The 16,536-nt window shown below is 36.6% G+C and carries 18 protein-coding genes; 16 read left to right on the top strand and 2 right to left on the bottom strand.

Annotated elements, in window-relative coordinates; all coding sequences use genetic code 11:
* The first annotated feature begins 3 nt into the window (after positions 1-3).
* The 9 genes from aroE (at position 4) to SPK86_RS02850 (ending at position 7,109) form a co-directional block, all read left to right on the top strand.
* A complete protein-coding gene (gene aroE, locus SPK86_RS02890; protein ID WP_284140466.1) occupies positions 4-852 on the top strand; it encodes a shikimate dehydrogenase in 849 nt (282 codons plus the stop codon).
* Between the two features lie 2 nt (positions 853-854).
* Positions 855-1,145, top strand: a complete 291-nt coding sequence (gene yhbY / locus SPK86_RS02885; protein ID WP_284140465.1) for a ribosome assembly RNA-binding protein YhbY — start codon at positions 855-857, stop codon at positions 1,143-1,145.
* A gap of 40 nt (positions 1,146-1,185) precedes the next feature.
* Positions 1,186-1,758, top strand: coding sequence for a nicotinate-nucleotide adenylyltransferase (locus SPK86_RS02880; protein WP_330948625.1), 573 nt, complete (start codon positions 1,186-1,188; stop codon positions 1,756-1,758).
* The gene (gene yqeK / locus SPK86_RS02875; RefSeq protein ID WP_330948624.1) at positions 1,745-2,317 is read left to right on the top strand and encodes a bis(5'-nucleosyl)-tetraphosphatase (symmetrical) YqeK; all 573 of its coding nucleotides are present in this window, start codon (positions 1,745-1,747) and stop codon (positions 2,315-2,317) included. The genes SPK86_RS02880 and yqeK overlap by 14 nt, the downstream gene beginning before the upstream one ends.
* A gap of 4 nt (positions 2,318-2,321) precedes the next feature.
* On the top strand, positions 2,322-2,678 hold the full coding sequence (gene rsfS, locus SPK86_RS02870) for a ribosome silencing factor (protein ID WP_284140462.1): 357 nt from the start codon (positions 2,322-2,324) through the stop codon (positions 2,676-2,678).
* A 3-nt stretch (positions 2,679-2,681) separates the two neighbouring features.
* Entirely contained in the window at positions 2,682-3,434 is a 753-nt protein-coding gene (locus SPK86_RS02865) for a class I SAM-dependent DNA methyltransferase (protein WP_284140461.1), read from the top strand.
* A gap of 127 nt (positions 3,435-3,561) precedes the next feature.
* Positions 3,562-4,152, top strand: coding sequence for a helix-hairpin-helix domain-containing protein (locus SPK86_RS02860; RefSeq protein WP_284140460.1), 591 nt, complete (start codon positions 3,562-3,564; stop codon positions 4,150-4,152).
* A gap of 84 nt (positions 4,153-4,236) precedes the next feature.
* Complete coding sequence (locus SPK86_RS02855; protein WP_284140459.1) at positions 4,237-4,809, top strand: ComE operon protein 2; 573 nt, start codon at positions 4,237-4,239, stop codon at positions 4,807-4,809.
* A gap of 11 nt (positions 4,810-4,820) precedes the next feature.
* A complete protein-coding gene (locus SPK86_RS02850; protein ID WP_330948623.1) occupies positions 4,821-7,109 on the top strand; it encodes a DNA internalization-related competence protein ComEC/Rec2 in 2,289 nt (762 codons plus the stop codon).
* 78 nt (positions 7,110-7,187) lie between these two features.
* On the opposite strand, the gene SPK86_RS02845 is transcribed toward SPK86_RS02850, so the two are convergent.
* Positions 7,188-7,322, bottom strand: a complete 135-nt coding sequence (locus SPK86_RS02845; RefSeq protein WP_284140479.1) for a YqzM family protein — start codon at positions 7,320-7,322, stop codon at positions 7,188-7,190.
* A gap of 392 nt (positions 7,323-7,714) precedes the next feature.
* Here SPK86_RS02845 and holA point away from each other — a divergent pair, with 392 nt between their 5' ends.
* Positions 7,715-8,731: a DNA polymerase III subunit delta gene (gene holA / locus SPK86_RS02840; protein WP_330948622.1), complete on the top strand. Its 1,017-nt coding sequence runs from the start codon at positions 7,715-7,717 to the stop codon at positions 8,729-8,731.
* 34 nt (positions 8,732-8,765) lie between these two features.
* Here the strand turns inward: holA and rpsT are convergent, their stop codons facing one another.
* Complete coding sequence (gene rpsT, locus SPK86_RS02835) at positions 8,766-9,032, bottom strand: 30S ribosomal protein S20 (protein ID WP_284140456.1); 267 nt, start codon at positions 9,030-9,032, stop codon at positions 8,766-8,768.
* Positions 9,033-9,205: 173 nt separating this feature from the next.
* On the opposite strand from rpsT, the gene gpr reads away from it, so the two are divergent.
* The 6 genes from gpr (at position 9,206) to hrcA (ending at position 16,503) form a co-directional block, all read left to right on the top strand.
* Positions 9,206-10,303: a GPR endopeptidase gene (gene gpr / locus SPK86_RS02830; RefSeq protein WP_330948621.1), complete on the top strand. Its 1,098-nt coding sequence runs from the start codon at positions 9,206-9,208 to the stop codon at positions 10,301-10,303.
* A 166-nt stretch (positions 10,304-10,469) separates the two neighbouring features.
* Positions 10,470-11,627 carry a stage II sporulation protein P gene (spoIIP, locus tag SPK86_RS02825; RefSeq protein ID WP_284140454.1) on the top strand — a complete coding sequence of 386 codons (1,158 nt, stop codon included), beginning with the start codon at positions 10,470-10,472 and terminating at the stop codon, positions 11,625-11,627.
* A 13-nt stretch (positions 11,628-11,640) separates the two neighbouring features.
* Positions 11,641-11,955, top strand: coding sequence for a hypothetical protein (locus tag SPK86_RS02820; protein ID WP_284140453.1), 315 nt, complete (start codon positions 11,641-11,643; stop codon positions 11,953-11,955).
* A gap of 388 nt (positions 11,956-12,343) precedes the next feature.
* The gene (gene lepA, locus SPK86_RS02815) at positions 12,344-14,152 is read left to right on the top strand and encodes a translation elongation factor 4 (protein ID WP_284140452.1); all 1,809 of its coding nucleotides are present in this window, start codon (positions 12,344-12,346) and stop codon (positions 14,150-14,152) included.
* An 85-nt stretch (positions 14,153-14,237) separates the two neighbouring features.
* Positions 14,238-15,395 carry a radical SAM family heme chaperone HemW gene (hemW, locus tag SPK86_RS02810; RefSeq protein ID WP_330948620.1) on the top strand — a complete coding sequence of 386 codons (1,158 nt, stop codon included), beginning with the start codon at positions 14,238-14,240 and terminating at the stop codon, positions 15,393-15,395.
* A gap of 76 nt (positions 15,396-15,471) precedes the next feature.
* A complete protein-coding gene (gene hrcA / locus SPK86_RS02805) occupies positions 15,472-16,503 on the top strand; it encodes a heat-inducible transcriptional repressor HrcA (RefSeq protein WP_284140450.1) in 1,032 nt (343 codons plus the stop codon).
* Positions 16,504-16,536 lie beyond the last annotated feature (33 nt).

Raw genomic sequence — 16,536 nt, 5'->3', positions numbered from 1 at the left:
ATCATGTCATTTCAATTAGGTTTAATAGGCTTTCCAATCCAGCATTCTATGTCGCCGTGGATTCATCAGCAATTTTTGCAACAAGCAGGGTTGGAAGGAAGCTATAAACGGATAGAAATACACCCTCATACTGATTTTGGCGTGGAAATTTCTCGTCTAAAAGAGCAGAAGCTTTTGCATGGCTTTAATGTAACTGTTCCGTACAAGCAAAGCATCATTCCTTATTTAGATGATATTGATCAAGATGCACAAGAAATTGGTGCAGTTAACACCGTTGTCTTAAGAAATGGACAATGGATCGGCTACAATACGGATGGTAAAGGATATGTTTCAGCATTAATTGCTAATTATCCAGAGCTTGCACAAAATAAACAGAAGCGGATTCTAGTTGTTGGTGCAGGAGGCGCAGCGCGAGGAATTTATTATGCGCTTTTATCAGAAGGATTTAGTCAAGTGGATATTGCGAATCGTACGATAAAACGGGCAAATGAAATTGCGAAATTAAACAAAGGTAAAACATCTACTTCGGTTTTGACGATAAAAGAAGCGGAAGATCGGTTAGCTGATTATGATATTATAATTCAAACAACATCAGTCGGCATGAAGCCAAATGAACAAGCCTCTCCCATACAATTGAACCATCTAAAAAGTACGGCGATTGTAAGTGATATAGTTTATCAACCATTGCTAACGAATTTTTTACAACAGGCAATAGATAAAGGCGCGCATATCCATTTAGGACATATGATGCTTTTAACCCAAGCACAACTAGCATTTCAAATTTGGACAAGAAAATCTGTTGCACTCGATAACATGAGCAAGCAACTAAAGCTAAAATTGGAAGGAAGATAAGAATGTTAACAGGAAAACAAAAACGATTTTTACGTGCAGAAGCACATCATTTAAAACCCATTTTTCAGGTTGGTAAAATAGGTGTGAATGAAAATATGGTCGAACAAATAAACGAGGCGCTTGAAAAGAGAGAGCTCATTAAAGTGAGCATTTTACAAAATTGCCTTGAAGATAAAGAAAGTGTAGCAGCACAACTTCAAGAAGGAACTGGAGCCGAAATTGTTCAAGTAATTGGAAATAATATTGTTTTATACAAGGAATCAATAGAAAATAAGCATATTAATTTACCGTGACCATGAATTGCTAAAAAGCTTTCATGAAGGAGAATATGTGATGAAGAAGCGAATTGGGATTTTAGGGGGGACATTTGATCCACCTCATATGGGGCATTTAATAATTGCGGAAACCGTAAAAGACACCATGGAATTAGACGAGGTATGGTTTATTCCCGCGAGTGAGCCACCACATAAATCGAAAGCGAATGCAACTGCTGAGGAAAGAGTTGCGATGGTTGAAATGGCGATTCATGAGAATGAAGCATTTAAAATAAATGACATCGAAGTGAATCGAAAGGGAACGTCCTATACAATTGATACGGTTAAAGCATTGCAATTACAATTCCCAGAGAATCAATTCTATTTTATTATTGGTGCAGACATGGTTGCCTATTTACCGAATTGGTATCAAATAGATGAGTTATTGGCGAGTGTTACCTTCATAGGAGTGCAGCGAGAAGGATATCCGCTTGAAAGTAAATATCCAATCAAAACAGTTGATGTTCCTTTTATTCCGATATCTTCAACGATGATTCGTCATAGGCTAAGCGAAAAACAATCGATTCGTTATTTGGTACCACATTCGGTTTATTCTTTTATTGAGGAGCGGGGATTGTATGGAAACAAGTGAAGCATTGCGTATTGTAAAGCCGCATTTAACTTCTGCACGCTATGAACATACAGAACGCGTTATGGAAACTGCAGTTCATCTAGCCAAGCTATATGGCTCAAATGAGGAAAAAGCGGCTATTGCAGCCGTCTTTCATGATTATGCAAAGTATCGAAATCTAGATGAGATGAAGAAATGGATTTTATCATCGTACTTACCAAAGGATCTTCTTCACTACCATCATGAACTTTGGCATGGCCCTGTAGGATCATTGCTCGTCGAAAGAGAGCACGGGATTATCGATCCTGAGATAAAAGATGCGATATACTATCATACAACAGGCAGGGCTCACATGAGTACGCTTGAAAAAGTATTGTTTGTCGCAGACTATATTGAACCAGGAAGAAGCTTTTCCGGCTTGGAAGAGGTTAGGGATACGGCAAACAGAAACTTGGATAAAGCAGCATGGTTGGTTTCAAGAAACACAATTCAATTTTTAATGGGGAAAGAAAATACAATTTACCCAGATACCTTTCATGCATATAATGACCTAACAAACAAATTGAGTGGAGGTAATTAATTATATGAAAACTACGGATATGCTTAATATAGCAGCAGAAGCTTGCGATGATAAAAAAGCAGAAAATATTATCGCCTTGGATATGAAGGGAGTCTCCTTAGTTGCAGACTACTTTTTAATATGTCATGGAAATAATGAACGGCAAGTCCAAGCAATCGCAAGATCTATTAAAGAAGCGATGGAGGAAAAGGATATTCCATTAAAACGACTAGAGGGATTTGAAGAGGCGAGATGGGTGCTCGTTGATATTGGAGATATTGTATGCCATGTATTTCATAAGGATGAACGGTCTTATTACAATCTAGAGCGTCTCTGGGGTGATGCAGCCCAAGTTCAGCTAGAAATTAGTCAGGTTGATTAAGCGATGGCTTATGAACGTATGGCCAATATTTATGATCAGTTTATGAAGGATGCACCATATGACGATTGGGTATCTTTTACAGAAGAATTCATTGCTCGTTCTCCATTAAAAGTCACTTCAATTCTTGATCTAGGCTGTGGAACAGGAGAAATAGCACTTCGTTTAGCTCAAAAAGGATATGCTGTAACAGGAGTAGATTATTCAGCTGACATGCTTTCAATTGCGGAGCAAAAAGCAAACGACCAGCATTTAGATATTCATTGGGTCCATCAGGATTTACGAGCGTTAGATGGATTCACGATGGTTGATGTGGCGGTTTGCTATTGTGATGTAGTAAATTACATTACAACTACTGAAGAGTTAGAACAGGTATTTGGACGTGTTTCAAAAGCTTTGCGGCCTGGGGGATTATTTTTATTTGATGTACATTCCTTATTTCATGTTGAACATAACTTAGTAAACCAAACGTTTGCTGATATAGATGAAGAAAGCTCATATATTTGGTTTTGTTCAGAAGGTGATGAAAAAGGAAGTATGTATCATGATTTAACGTTCTTTATGCAAGATGGTAGCCAATATACTCGATTTGATGAAGCGCATTATCAGCGCACTTATTCAATGGATGTTTATACAGCTTTGCTACAACAAGCAGGTTTTGAGATTAATCAAATTACTGCGGATTTTTCATTAGAAAATAAAAAAATAGATGAAAAAGCAGCTAGATTATTTTTTATAGCTGAAAAAAGATCGGGATAATATAAAATTTCCGATCTTTTTTTAATTGCAGGGAATCTATCTATGTTTGTCGAAGAACATACTAAGCTCCCATTTCCACGTTTAATCCACGCTCTAAAAGCCACTTTTATAGAAGGATGTGTTTGTAATGCTTTCAATCGGTAAGAAACTCTTGTTTCCAATTATTATTATTGTTTTAATCCTGCTGTTTATTATCCTTACGAAGGAGGATCACGCACAACTAGCAGAACAACCTATAGATAGTAATCTTCCCTCCATTAATGATCCAGAGAAGGAAGACGCGCAATCAGTAACCGTATTAATCGATGTTAAAGGTCATGTGCAAAAGCCAGGTGTCTATGAACTAACTTCCAGTGCAAGGGTAAAGGATGTCATCGATTTAGCAGGAGGATTCACTGACAAGGCAGATCAAACTAGTATTAATTTAGCGCAAAAAGTAAACGATGAAATGGTTATTATCGTACCGGAATTAGGTTCTCCTGATGATAGCGATAACGGCGCAACTACCGGTAGTAAAGCAGGGAATAAATTAGCTATTAATCGAGCAACAAAAGAGGAAATCGAGCAATTAAATGGTATCGGTCCAAAAAAGGCAGAAGCAATTATTCAGTATCGGGAAGAGCATGGACAGTTTCGAAAGCTAGAGGATTTACTAGAGGTGTCTGGAATTGGAGAAAAAACGCTTGAAAGCATAAAGGATGCCATTCAAATTCCATAAAACATCCATTGACTGTCTAAATTAATTCCATGTAAACTAGCTTCAATGATGTTTTTTAAATTTTATACATATGAGGTGATTTTTTTGGAAAGGATTTCTTGGGATCAATATTTTATGGCACAAAGTCATTTGCTTGCTTTACGAAGCACGTGTACACGTTTAATGGTCGGAGCTACCATTGTTCGCGATAAACGTATTATTGCAGGCGGATATAATGGTAGTGTTTCTGGTAGTGTGCATTGTATTGATGATGGATGCTACGTTATTGATGGACATTGCGTCCGTACGATTCACGCAGAAGCGAATGCATTATTACAATGCGCGAAATTTGGTGTTCCTTCTGAAAATGCCGATATGTATGTAACGCATTTTCCATGCTTGCAATGCTGTAAGCAAATTATTCAAGGTGGCATTAAGACCGTATATTATGCGGAGGATTATAAAAACCATGAATATGCGATTCAACTATTTAAAGAAGCAGGCGTAAAAACAAAAAAGGTTCCGTTAGAATATTTAGCAGTGGATACACACTACATAGAAAAAAGAGCATATGTAGAAGGGTTGTTAGCGAAATTAGAAGCAAAGGCAGATTCCGATACGGATATAACAGCATTAAAGCACGAAGCAGACAAGCTGTTTCAGCTATCTGAAGAATAAGGTAACTATTGATGAAAGGTTATTGGCATATTGCTGCGTTCGCTGCTGTATCAAGTGCACTAACCGTTTATTTTAATAATTATTGGCTATACGTTGGATTTATTTGTTGGATTTTTTATGTATATGGAAGCAAACGGCTAAGGAGGTTTCCGCTACTTGCTTCCATCATCATCTCCCTTTTTTTCTTCGAGTACCTTCCAACGCTCTCTACTCCTCCACAGTCATCATCTCCAGAAGAAATACTCACTCTTACTGGTACGATCGTTAGTCAAGTCAATTGGACGGAAAAGAAAGTTGATTTCGTTCTTCATAGCGATTCATTAGATCAAAAAATAGAAACCGTTTCATTTTTAAAAGAACAAGCTAATGATCACATTACGCATTGGAAAACAAAGCTTCGATACGGAGCAGTATGTGAACTAACAGGGCGTTTTGCCGTTCCTAAGTCAAGTAGGAATCCAGGTCAATTCAATCATCAATTATTTTTAGCTAAAAAAGGTATTTCTTATCAGATTGTTGTCGATTCTTTGGATACTATTTCATGTGATGGCGCTTCGTTTATGGATCGTTTTTATCGTTTTAGAGATTTATTGCAAGGTTTTATTTCGCAGACATATAAGAAGGATTCTACTGCTTGGATTTTTGCATTAGTCTTTGGAGACGATTCAATGCTTTCCAAGACAATGATTCATTTATTTCAAAGGTGGAGTTTAGCTCACTTATTGGCGATTTCAGGCTTACATGTTGGACTAATCGTCGGGTTTGTTTTCTTTCTGCTTATCAAGCTGGGAATGACAACGAAGGAAAAGACGCAGTGGATAATAATTTTTGGGTTGCCTGTTTATGCTATCCTTGCGGGAGGAGAGCCTTCGGTATGGAGAGCTAGCTTAATGATTTGCCTTGCAGTTGGTTTGGCGAAAGCAAAGCTTCGTTATCCACTAACAGATGTGATAAGCATCGTGTTCCTTTTTCTTCTAATAGTTGATAAATACATTATTTATCAAGTAGGGTTTCAAATGTCTTTTTTAGTTGCATTCACATTAGTGCTTTCAAAATCATGGCTTGCGAAAACACCTTCCCCTTTTTTCGTTTTGTTAAAAATCAGCTTTATTTGTCAGCTGGTTCTATTGCCTATTCAATTCCTTTATTTTTCCACCTTTCATCCATTATCTATTCTTATCAATATCCTCGTTGTTCCATATTTCACGTTATTTGTTATTCCAACCGTTTTTATAATGGTGATTTTTTCGCCTGTACCTTTTATATCAACGGTAATTGACTTTATATTTACCTTTATCCATAAAGGTTTTGAAAAGCTTCTCATTGTCATTGATCAAGTTGCGTACTTTCCCTGGATGACCGGGAATTTTCCCATGTGGAGCGCATTTTTATATTATGGCTTACTTATTTTGTTTATGGTATTAGAAGAAAAACAAAAAAAGACAAATGCTTTCATTTGTGGGGTGGGATTAACTGTAATGGTGATGATCATTGTTGCGCGGCCTTATTTTTCCCCGATTGGAAAAGTTACGATGTTGGATATTGGGCAAGGAGATGCATTTGTCATCGAGCTTCCTTATCGCCGCGGTGTATTTATGATTGACGCTGGAGCGACATATTCATTTCATGATAGGAAGCCTACTGAAAGTGTATACAACAATATTATTAATCCATTTTTAACTTATCGTGGTATTCAATCAGTTGATGCGGTTTTTATTAGTCATGAAGATGTGGATCATATGGGAAGTGTAGGGTATTTGCTAAAAGATAGATCGGTTAAGCGAATTGTAGTAAGTGATCAATATGAGCTAAAGATGAAGGAGCTGAACGAATGGATGCAAGCAAAAGGAGAGGTTATTCGAATAAAGCCTTATCAATTGCTTACCATTAAAGGGCAAACGTTCCATCTGTTATCTCCTACTCGCAATTTAGGAACGCCTAATGAAAACTCGCTCGTAATATTAACAGAATTTGGAGGGGAAAGGTGGTTATTTACAGGTGATATAGGGGAGAACACGGAAGAAAAGCTACTTTCATCTTTTCCAAATCTTTCGATTGATGTTCTAAAGGTTGCCCATCATGGAAGTAATACGTCCACAGGAGCACAATTTATTAAAGCAATTCAGCCAAATGATGCACTCATTTCAGTTGGCAGACATAATATGTATGGACACCCTGCAGAAGAAGTATTGCAAGTGTTAAAAGAGGAAGGCGTCCGTATTTTTCGAACAGATACAGATCGAGCAATCCAGTATCAATACCATGGTGACAAGCGTGTTTTTACTAAATATAAACCATAGATACTATTATGCAATAAATGATAAAAGAGACTGTTTACCAGTCTCTTTGTTAGCCATGTGAAGTTGTATGTAAAAAAATTAAGAACCTATAACACTAATTACAACACCGATTGTAAAAATAAGAATAAAGAATACAAATGATATCCCAAACCCTTTGATTGAATCAACAACATCGTTATTTCTTGATTGTGGATTTTTTTCAAATTCATTCATTGTCATAGTAACCCCTCCTATAATCACTTATTAGTATAAATTATTTACATAAAAAAATCCACTCGATTAATTGAAATTTTAAGAAAGAGATCATCAAACTGGTATTTATGGTAGGTATCCATTCTTCTGCAATGTAATCGACCCCATTATTAGAAAGACTTAACAGCTATATTTTAAACACTCCAGGTTAGTCTAAAAATGATCAAATATCGTTTAAGTGACAGTTCCTAGGGCTGTGGTTTAAACGTTTATATAGATCAGGGAGGGAGAATCAAGGCATCCTCTCCCTCTCATTATTTTCTTGCGTTTCCCGATGCATCCGATTACCATTATAGATAGAGTGAAAATGACGAATGTCTTTTTATTTGAGATTTTGAAAGATGGTGGATGGATTGTCCTACAATGAAATGCGAAAAAAAATAAAAGCAAAGCATATACCTGCTGTCAGTTTATTATATGGAACAGAAGCATATTTTATCCAAAACTTACAAGCGCTTTTTCTAAAGCATGGCATTGATGATGCTGCAAATGCTGTTACATATGATTTGGAAGAAACACCTATTCAAGAAGTAATCATTGATGCGGAAACATATCCTTTTTTGGGTGAAAATAAATTAATATTTATCCATAACCCAATTTTTTTAAAGGCGAAGCAGGACAAGCTTCCATTTGAGCATGATGTTACGATGCTGGAGAGGTATCTTGAATCACCTGTAGATTATTCAACGATCGTTTTTATTGCGCCATATGAAAAGTTAGATGAACGGAAAAAATTAACAAAGTTATTTCGGAAAACAGCTGCTGTTGCAGAATGTAATCCAGTAAAGTCAGAAGAAGTTGACAGATGGATTCACGGAATGGCGGAACAATTGCATATTACAGTTGAATCAGCTGCAATCGAAGTATTGCTGAGAGAACAAACAAGTAATTTGCAAATGTTGGAGAACGAGCTTACAAAAATGGCTTTGTATGTTGGAGAAAATGGTGCGGTAACGAAAGAAGTTGCGGAAGAGCTCGTATCGCATACAACGAATAGTTCTTCTTTACGCTTAGTAGATGCCGTAATGGAACGCAAATTACATCAAGCAGTAGCTATTTATAAAGATTTAGAAAAGTTAAAGGAAGAGCCGATTGCTCTAATTGGATTATTAGCTTATCAATTTCGAATGATACTACGTGTGAAGCTCCTAAAAGCAAAGGGATATAGTCAAGGACAAATACAAAAGAATCTTAGTGTTCATCCATATGTAGTAAAGGTGGCGTTAAGCAGAGAAAGTCAATTTACTATCCCAAGACTACATAAAATAATAGATAACTTAGCTAATGCAGATGCTGTAATGAAGCAAGGAAAGATGGAAAAAGGCTTAGCTTTCGAACTATTACTTCATGAGATGGTAACTGCAAGTTAAAATAAAAAACGATCCGCAATTGGATCGTTTTTTATTATGCACCAAGTTTATTTACTTGTTTTGTTAGGCGGGATTTTTGACGATCACCCGTATTTTTATGGATAATCCCTTTTTGTACCGCTTTATCAATTTTTTTGCTTGCTTGACGTAATGCTGCTTGTGCATTTTCTACGTCTTTTGCTTCTACAAATTTTTCAACCTGTTTAATTTGTGAACGCATGTCTGATTTATCAGATTGATTTTGTAAACGTTTTTTGTTATTTACTTCAACCCGTTTAATAGCAGATTTAATGTTAGCCAATTCTTTCACCTCCCAATGATACAACTCGTCAATAAAAACGAATGTAACAAGAGATATTTTACCAAAGCCGCTCCATGTTTTCAATAGCTTTGTTATACATTGCGCTTCAATTGTATGAATTTTGATAAATAGTGCACGATATGGATAGAAATGTATAAGAAAGGAAGAATGCTGTGAAAAAGGAAGCGGATAATTTTCAAGTGCGTACAGATTTAGCTATTGAAGCAAAAAATATGTACGTGGAAAAGGAAAATAAAAAAGAGGAAGAAATAAAAGGTGTTATAACAAAAGAAAGAACAGAAAACGATATTCGTATTGCTTATGTAGAAATTGATGCGGAAGGCTCCGAATTAGTTGCCAAGAAGCCTGGAACATATGTAACTATTTATGCAGATGGCGTGAAGCGACAAGATACAAAGCGTCAAGAAGATGCAGCTAAACTATTGGCAAAAGAATTAGAAGCGCTATTAAAGAAAAATAAAATAGAGAGCGATGCGACGGGTTTAATTGTTGGACTCGGAAATTGGAATGTGACTCCGGATGCGTTAGGACCGATGACGATAGAAAAGGTTATGGTAACGAGTCATTTGTTTAAATTAGAGTATGAAACGGTTCACGATGGATACCGTTCTGTAGCAGCGGTTACTCCTGGCGTAATGGGTGTAACAGGAATTGAAACAAGTAATATTATTCATGGGATTATCGAAAAGTTCAATCCTGATTTTGTTATTGCGGTAGATGCACTGGCTTCAAGGTCTATTGAACGAATTAACGAAACGATTCAATTATCTGATGCAGGGATTCATCCAGGCTCAGGCGTAGGAAATAAACGAAAAGAATTAAGTAAAGAAACGCTCGGTATTCCAGTTTTAGCAATTGGTGTTCCGACTGTAGTGGATGCGGTTACGATTACAAGTGATACCATTGATTTTATTTTGAAGCATTTTGGGAAAGAATGGCGAGACAAGGGTCGTCCCGCTCAAGCACTGGCACCTGGAGGCTTCTCATTTGGAAGAAAAAAGCTAGCGGAAGAAGATATGCCTGACGCAGAAAAAAGAAATGCCTTTCTTGGAATGGTAGGAAATCTTTCAGACGAAGAAAAAAGAGCATTAATTGCAGAAGTGCTTACACCATTAGGGCATAATTTAATGGTTACTCCAAAAGAAGTGGATGGATTTATGATTGATATGTCACACTTAATTGCAAATGGTATCAATGCAGCACTTCATGAGAATGTAAATATTGATAACTTTGCTTCTTACTCACGATAAAGCAGATACACATCATGCGCCCGAAAATTGGGCGTATTTTTATTCTATTAACTCTAGTTAACGTGAAAGAATACGAGAATTTTTAGTTCTACCTTCCACTTGTTTGTCATAGATTTAAAACAGATGATCATTCCATGGCAACTTCAAAAGAGGTGAGTAGGACGAAATGAAACGTAAAAATAAAGGGAATATCGTTCCCTTCATGTTGAAAAGAAGTAGCTCGTATTTTGCTAGTGTTATTCTCTTGTTTATTTTTATTGGCGTATTGACAACAATCTCACCTGCTTATCGATTCTCTTCGAATACGGTAACAGAATGGACAAGTAAAATTGATAGTACGACGTTTTTATTTTTAATGGGGATGGAAAATAAAGCCTTTCAAGAAGCGTTTCCACAGGATAAAGTGCCTCCAGATGTTTCTTCAACGCTTTTTGAAATTGCTACAAGTATAAAGCCGAATGATCCAAGAAGTTTATTGGGAAATGAAATACCAGGTTTTTCTATATTTGATAATCGTATTTTGATTGCGGGTGAAGGGACGAATTATACAAACCTCCCCGTAGAATCGTCACCACCCTTAGAAGAAGTCTTGAAAGATCGTGAAGCGGTTGTTGACGGAGAAGATGAGCAAGCGGCCGACAAAGAAGAACAAGGAAAAAATAAAGCCTCAACAGGGGATAAAAATATTGTGTTTATTTATAACACACATAATCGAGAATCTTTTTTGCCGCATTTGCCAGGTGTATCCAATCCAGACGATGCCCATCATAAAGAGGTAAACGTCACAAAAATTAGCGAGCGATTAGCAAAGGGATTACGAAATGAAGGGATCGGCACTATTGTTGATCAAACGGATATTATGAATATGCTAAACGATAAAGGCTGGAAGTATGGGATGTCTTATAAGGCCTCAAGAGAAGTAGTAAAAGAAGCTTTAGCAACGAATAAAGACTTTCAATATGCTTTTGATATTCATCGTGATGCACAGCCTCGAAAAACAACGACGAAGAATATCAATGGAAAAGACTATGCAAGAATTATGATTGTTATTGGTGAGGAATATGCATCGTACGAGAAAAATCTTCAGCTTGCTACAAAATTACATTACTTATTGGAAAAAAAGTACCCTGGCTTGAGTAGAGGGATTTTACCCAAAAAAGGCGCAGGAACAAATGGCGTTTTTAACCAAGATTTATCAGAAAATGCTATTTTGTTGGAGTTTGGTGGCGTGGAAAATAATATGGATGAGCTATACCGTTCTGCGGATGCACTGGCAGATGTGTTTAGTGATTTCTATTGGGATGCTGAAAAAGTAAGTAATTAAAGGAGGAAAGAGAATGCGGTCATTCGTTGTATTACTACTATTAGTGATATGCTTTCTAGGTGGAATGTTAGTTGGGATGGATAAAATAAATGAAGTCGGAAATGCGCAATTAAATGAGGGCGTAACAAAAGATGCACAAGATGAAATGGTCGAACCCACCAAAGAAGAAAGTGACATCGTTACACAACAAGTAAATACTGTTTCGGTAGATGATCGTTTACCTACTCATTTTACGCAGAAAACAGCTGCATTTCTCGAAAAAAGTGTCAATCATTTTTATGAAGCTGTCGTAAATATCCTTTATCAAATTACACAACTATTTTTTTAGCTTCCGTAAAAGATTTGTTATGAAAAAATCAGTTGAATTTTTAATCTCTAGAATAGACTTCCTGAATACACCATCTAATCAAACAGTTGAAAGTGTAAGACTCCTTAAAAAGAAATGCGCTATTTCTGCGTATGAAGTTCGCTGTGAAGCAATGCTAGTTCTGTAGGAACGGCTCGAGCAGCGAATCCATTCGGAAAAGCGTACTTTCTTTTTTATTTCGTAAAGGGTAGAAAGATGGATAAACCTTGCATTCATTCTTGAAACAAAGGGCTGCAATTGCTATAATCAATGCTAGCAATCTAAACGAATAAAGCATTATTTGAGAAAATTTATTTCTTTTACACAGTTCGATAAAGTGGTAAAAGACACGTAGGAGTGAACTTCACGCATGGTGAGAAAACAAGCGAATGTACGCAACTTTTCAATCATTGCCCACATTGATCATGGAAAATCAACGTTGGCTGATCGAATATTAGAAAATACGAAAGCATTAACCCAACGAGAAATGAAGGAACAATTTCTCGATGCCATGGACCTTGAACGTGAGCGTGGGATAACGATTAAACTAAATGCAGTTCAATTACAGTATAAAGCAAAAAATGGAGAGGACTATATTTTCCATTTAATTGATACACCTGGGCATGTCGATTTTACATATGAAGTTTCGAGAAGTCTGGCTGCTTGTGAGGGGGCAATTCTTGTTGTAGATGCAGCACAAGGAATTGAAGCACAAACATTGGCAAACGTATACCTCGCACTAGACAATGACTTAGAAATTATTCCGGTAATTAATAAAATTGATTTACCTAGTGCTGATCCTGAACGAGTAAAGAAAGAACTAGAAGAAGTAATTGGAATTGATCCAGATGATGTCATCCTTGCTTCTGCTAAAGCCAACATTGGGATTGATGAAATATTAGAGCGAATTGTTGAAGCAGTGCCTGCTCCTTCAGGAGATGAAGAAGATCCATTAAAAGCGTTAATTTTTGACTCTTTGTATGACCCTTATCGAGGTGTAATCGCCTATGTTTGTGTGAAGGAAGGCTCAGTTAAGGTCGGCGATAAAATTAAAATGATGGCAACTGGTAAAGAATTTGAAGTAAATGAAGTTGGTGTTTTTAATCCAAAACCAGATGCAAAAGAAGCACTTCATGTTGGTGATGTTGGTTATTTAACAGCGTCCATTAAAAACGTAGGAGATACCAGGGTAGGCGATACCATTACATTAGCTTCTAATAAGGCAGAAGAACCACTTCCAGGCTATCGAAAGCTCAATCCAATGGTGTTTTGTGGATTGTATCCAATTGACCCGAATAAATATAATGATCTTCGTGAGGCACTAGAGCGGTTGGAATTAAATGATTCTTCACTGCAATATGAGGCTGAAACGTCACAAGCATTAGGCTTTGGATTTCGTTGTGGTTTTCTAGGCTTATTGCATATGGAAATCATTCAAGAGCGGATTGAACGCGAATTTAAGATTGATTTAATTACTACTGCTCCAAGTGTAATCTATGAAGTAGAGCAAACAGATGGAGAAACACTGCGCGTAGATAATCCATCAACAATGCCAGATCCGCAATCAATCGAAGAAATTAGAGAACCTTTTGTTAAAGCAACAATCATGGTACCGAATGACTACGTAGGAGCGGTGATGGAGATCTCGCAGAAAAAACGTGGCCAATTTATAAATATGGAGTATCTCGATGATATTCGAGTGAATGTGGTTTATCATATCCCGCTTTCTGAAATTGTGTACGACTTTTTTGATCAATTAAAATCACAAACAAAGGGCTATGCTTCGTTTGACTATGAATTAATTGGTTATCAGAGCTCAAAGCTTGTTAAAATGGATATTTTACTTAATGCAGAAACAATTGATGCTTTATCCTTTATCGTTCACCGTGATTTTGCTTATGAACGCGGAAAACAAATTGTTGAAAAGCTAAAGGAATTAATCCCCCGACAACAGTTTGAGGTGCCTGTTCAAGCGGCAATCGGAAATAAAATTGTTGCACGTTCAACGATTAAAGCGATGCGTAAAAATGTGTTAGCAAAATGTTATGGCGGCGATATTTCGAGAAAAAGAAAGCTATTGGAAAAACAAAAAGAAGGTAAAAAGCGCATGAAAATGGTAGGATCAGTTGAAGTACCACAAGAAGCATTTATGGCGGTGCTACAAATGAATGATGATTAACATATGTGGGACAACTTTATTGCAACAATAGCCAATAAAGTTTCCCTTTTCTTATTTAATGAGAACGCTAGAAAGTAGGGATGTCATGATACAAGCGGTCTATATCCATATTCCTTTCTGTCAGCAAATCTGCCATTATTGTGATTTTGCAAAGGTTTTTTATAATGAAGCAGTTGCCTCAGATTATGTACAAGCATTACGAAATGAAATAGAAGTAAATGTGACGGGGAATAAGCAGAAGGTACGAACGATATTTATTGGTGGTGGAACACCAACGGCATTAAGTGTTCCTCAATTACGGGTGTTATTTGATACGATTCACGAAAAGTTTGATGTCGATCATTGTGAAGAGTTTACGATTGAAGCAAATCCAGGTGATTTTGATGAAGAAAAGGTAATCCTTTTAAAGCACTATGGTGTGAATCGTGTTTCATTAGGTGTTCAGGTTTTTGATGACAGCATGCTCGAAGCAATCGGTAGAGCACATAAAGTAAAAGATGTATACGAAACGATAGAATTATTGCAAAAGCATGGTTTTTCCAATATAAGTATTGATTTAATTTATTCGTTACCAAATCAAACGGTTAAACAGTTTGAACAAACCGTAAATGAAGCACTATCATTTCACTTACCACACTATTCTTCTTATTCATTACAAATAGAACCGAAAACGATCTTTTATAACAAGCATCGCAAAGGGGAATTGCATCGCCCTGAACAAGAGGAAGAAGTGGCAATGTATGAGCTTCTAAAAAACAGCATGGAAAAAAACGGTTATACGCAATATGAAATAAGTAATTATGCGAAACCGGGATTTGAAAGCAAGCATAATCTAACTTACTGGAGTAATGAATTTTATTATGGCTTCGGTGCTGGTGCATCTGGTTATTTACCTGGAAAGAGAACGAGTAATATTCGCCCGCTTCCTGCGTATATCAAGCAAGCGCTGAAGGATGGACACCCGCTTTTACAAATAGAAAAAATTGGTTTCAAGGAACAGGTTGAGGAAGAAATGTTTTTAGGGCTTCGTAAAAGAGCTGGGATTGATAGAAATATATTTATAGAAAAATATGGTTTTTCTTATGATGTATTATATCGAGAAGCGATTGATAAACTAATCGAAAAAGAATGGATTGACGAAAACAACAATACATTGCGTTTAACTGATAAAGGATTACTATTTGGAAATGATGTATTTTCTCATTTCTTATTAGAAGATAAAGATATCGAGCGTGTGCGTTGACAAAAAAATAAGGATTTGTTAATTTATTATTAGAATTAGCACTCAAGGGATGTGAGTGCTAACAGAGGTGATCATCATGCTAACAGAAAGGCAATTATTGATTTTACAAGTCATTATTGATGATTTTATCGAATCTGCACATCCCGTAGGATCGCGAGTAATTTCAAAAAAAGGAAATATTCCTTATAGTGCAGCGACGATCCGAAATGAGATGGCAGATTTAGAGGAGATGGGTTATTTAGAAAAAACTCATACTTCCTCTGGTCGTATCCCATCAGAAAAAGGCTATCGTTATTATGTTGATTATGTCATCGCGCCGACGCTCAAGAAAACAAATCTTCACATTATGAAACATATTGTCCAGGATGGTTTTCTTGAAATGGAGCAGGTTGTACAAAAAGCTGCTGAGATTTTATCGGACATTACAAATTATACGTCGATTATTCTCGGTCCGGAAATATTTAATACTAAATTAAAGCAGCTGCAAATTATTCCATTATCACATCGTTCTGCAGTTGCAATTCTCATTACAGATGCAGGGCATGTAGAGCATCGAACCTTTACAGTTCCGGCACAAATGCAAGCGTCAGACTTAGAAAAAATGATCAATATTTTAAATAGTCGACTTCAAGGTGTGCCGATGCTTCGATTACAGCATGTTTTGCATTCAGAAATCATGGCGCTTTTGAATAAGTATGTAAATGATGTAGAGATTGCGTATGATTATTTGAGCTCCGTATTTTTTAGTGATCAGCCAGTTAAGCTGTACATCGGAGGAAAATCCAATATTTTAATGCAGCCAGAGTTTAATAATGTTGAAAAAATAAGATCATTTTATTCCATGATGGAAAATGAAGATGAGGTTGCAGACCTAATCAAATCCTCTCAAAATGGAATTAAAGTAACGATTGGAAATGAAAACAAGCTTGAAGCGATAAAAGATCTTAGCTTAATTACTGCATCCTATGATATAGGTGAAAATCAAATGGGAACGATTGCCTTAATAGGGCCAACGAGAATGGAATATCGAAAAGTAATAACGCTTATGAATGCCTTGTCTGAAGAAATGACACAAGCGTTACATCATTGGTATCAAGATAAGGAGTAAAGCTGGAGAGTAGCCCAAAGCTTTCGGCTACCT

This window comes from Virgibacillus sp. MG-45 (genome assembly GCF_036409425.1).
GTDB lineage: Bacteria > Bacillota > Bacilli > Bacillales > Amphibacillaceae > LDC-1.
This window is presented reverse-complemented; position numbering and strand designations above follow the sequence as displayed.

Excerpts from the sequence above, each read along its gene's own strand:
- SPK86_RS02850 (WP_330948623.1), top strand. The coding sequence starts at position 4,821 with ATGAAAGGTTATTGGCATATTGCTGCGTTCGCTGCTGTATCAAGTGCA.
- yqeK (WP_330948624.1), top strand. The coding sequence starts at position 1,745 with ATGGAAACAAGTGAAGCATTGCGTATTGTAAAGCCGCATTTAACTTCT.
- rsfS (WP_284140462.1), top strand. The coding sequence starts at position 2,322 with ATGAAAACTACGGATATGCTTAATATAGCAGCAGAAGCTTGCGATGAT.
- hemW (WP_330948620.1), top strand. The coding sequence starts at position 14,238 with ATGATACAAGCGGTCTATATCCATATTCCTTTCTGTCAGCAAATCTGC.
- spoIIP (WP_284140454.1), top strand. The coding sequence starts at position 10,470 with ATGAAACGTAAAAATAAAGGGAATATCGTTCCCTTCATGTTGAAAAGA.
- hrcA (WP_284140450.1), top strand. The coding sequence starts at position 15,472 with ATGCTAACAGAAAGGCAATTATTGATTTTACAAGTCATTATTGATGAT.
- SPK86_RS02860 (WP_284140460.1), top strand. The coding sequence starts at position 3,562 with ATGCTTTCAATCGGTAAGAAACTCTTGTTTCCAATTATTATTATTGTT.
- SPK86_RS02820 (WP_284140453.1), top strand. The coding sequence starts at position 11,641 with ATGCGGTCATTCGTTGTATTACTACTATTAGTGATATGCTTTCTAGGT.
- yhbY (WP_284140465.1), top strand. The coding sequence starts at position 855 with ATGTTAACAGGAAAACAAAAACGATTTTTACGTGCAGAAGCACATCAT.
- lepA (WP_284140452.1), top strand. The coding sequence starts at position 12,344 with ATGGTGAGAAAACAAGCGAATGTACGCAACTTTTCAATCATTGCCCAC.
- SPK86_RS02880 (WP_330948625.1), top strand. The coding sequence starts at position 1,186 with ATGAAGAAGCGAATTGGGATTTTAGGGGGGACATTTGATCCACCTCAT.
- SPK86_RS02845 (WP_284140479.1), bottom strand. The coding sequence starts at position 7,322 with ATGAATGAATTTGAAAAAAATCCACAATCAAGAAATAACGATGTTGTT.
- aroE (WP_284140466.1), top strand. The coding sequence starts at position 4 with ATGTCATTTCAATTAGGTTTAATAGGCTTTCCAATCCAGCATTCTATG.
- SPK86_RS02865 (WP_284140461.1), top strand. The coding sequence starts at position 2,682 with ATGGCTTATGAACGTATGGCCAATATTTATGATCAGTTTATGAAGGAT.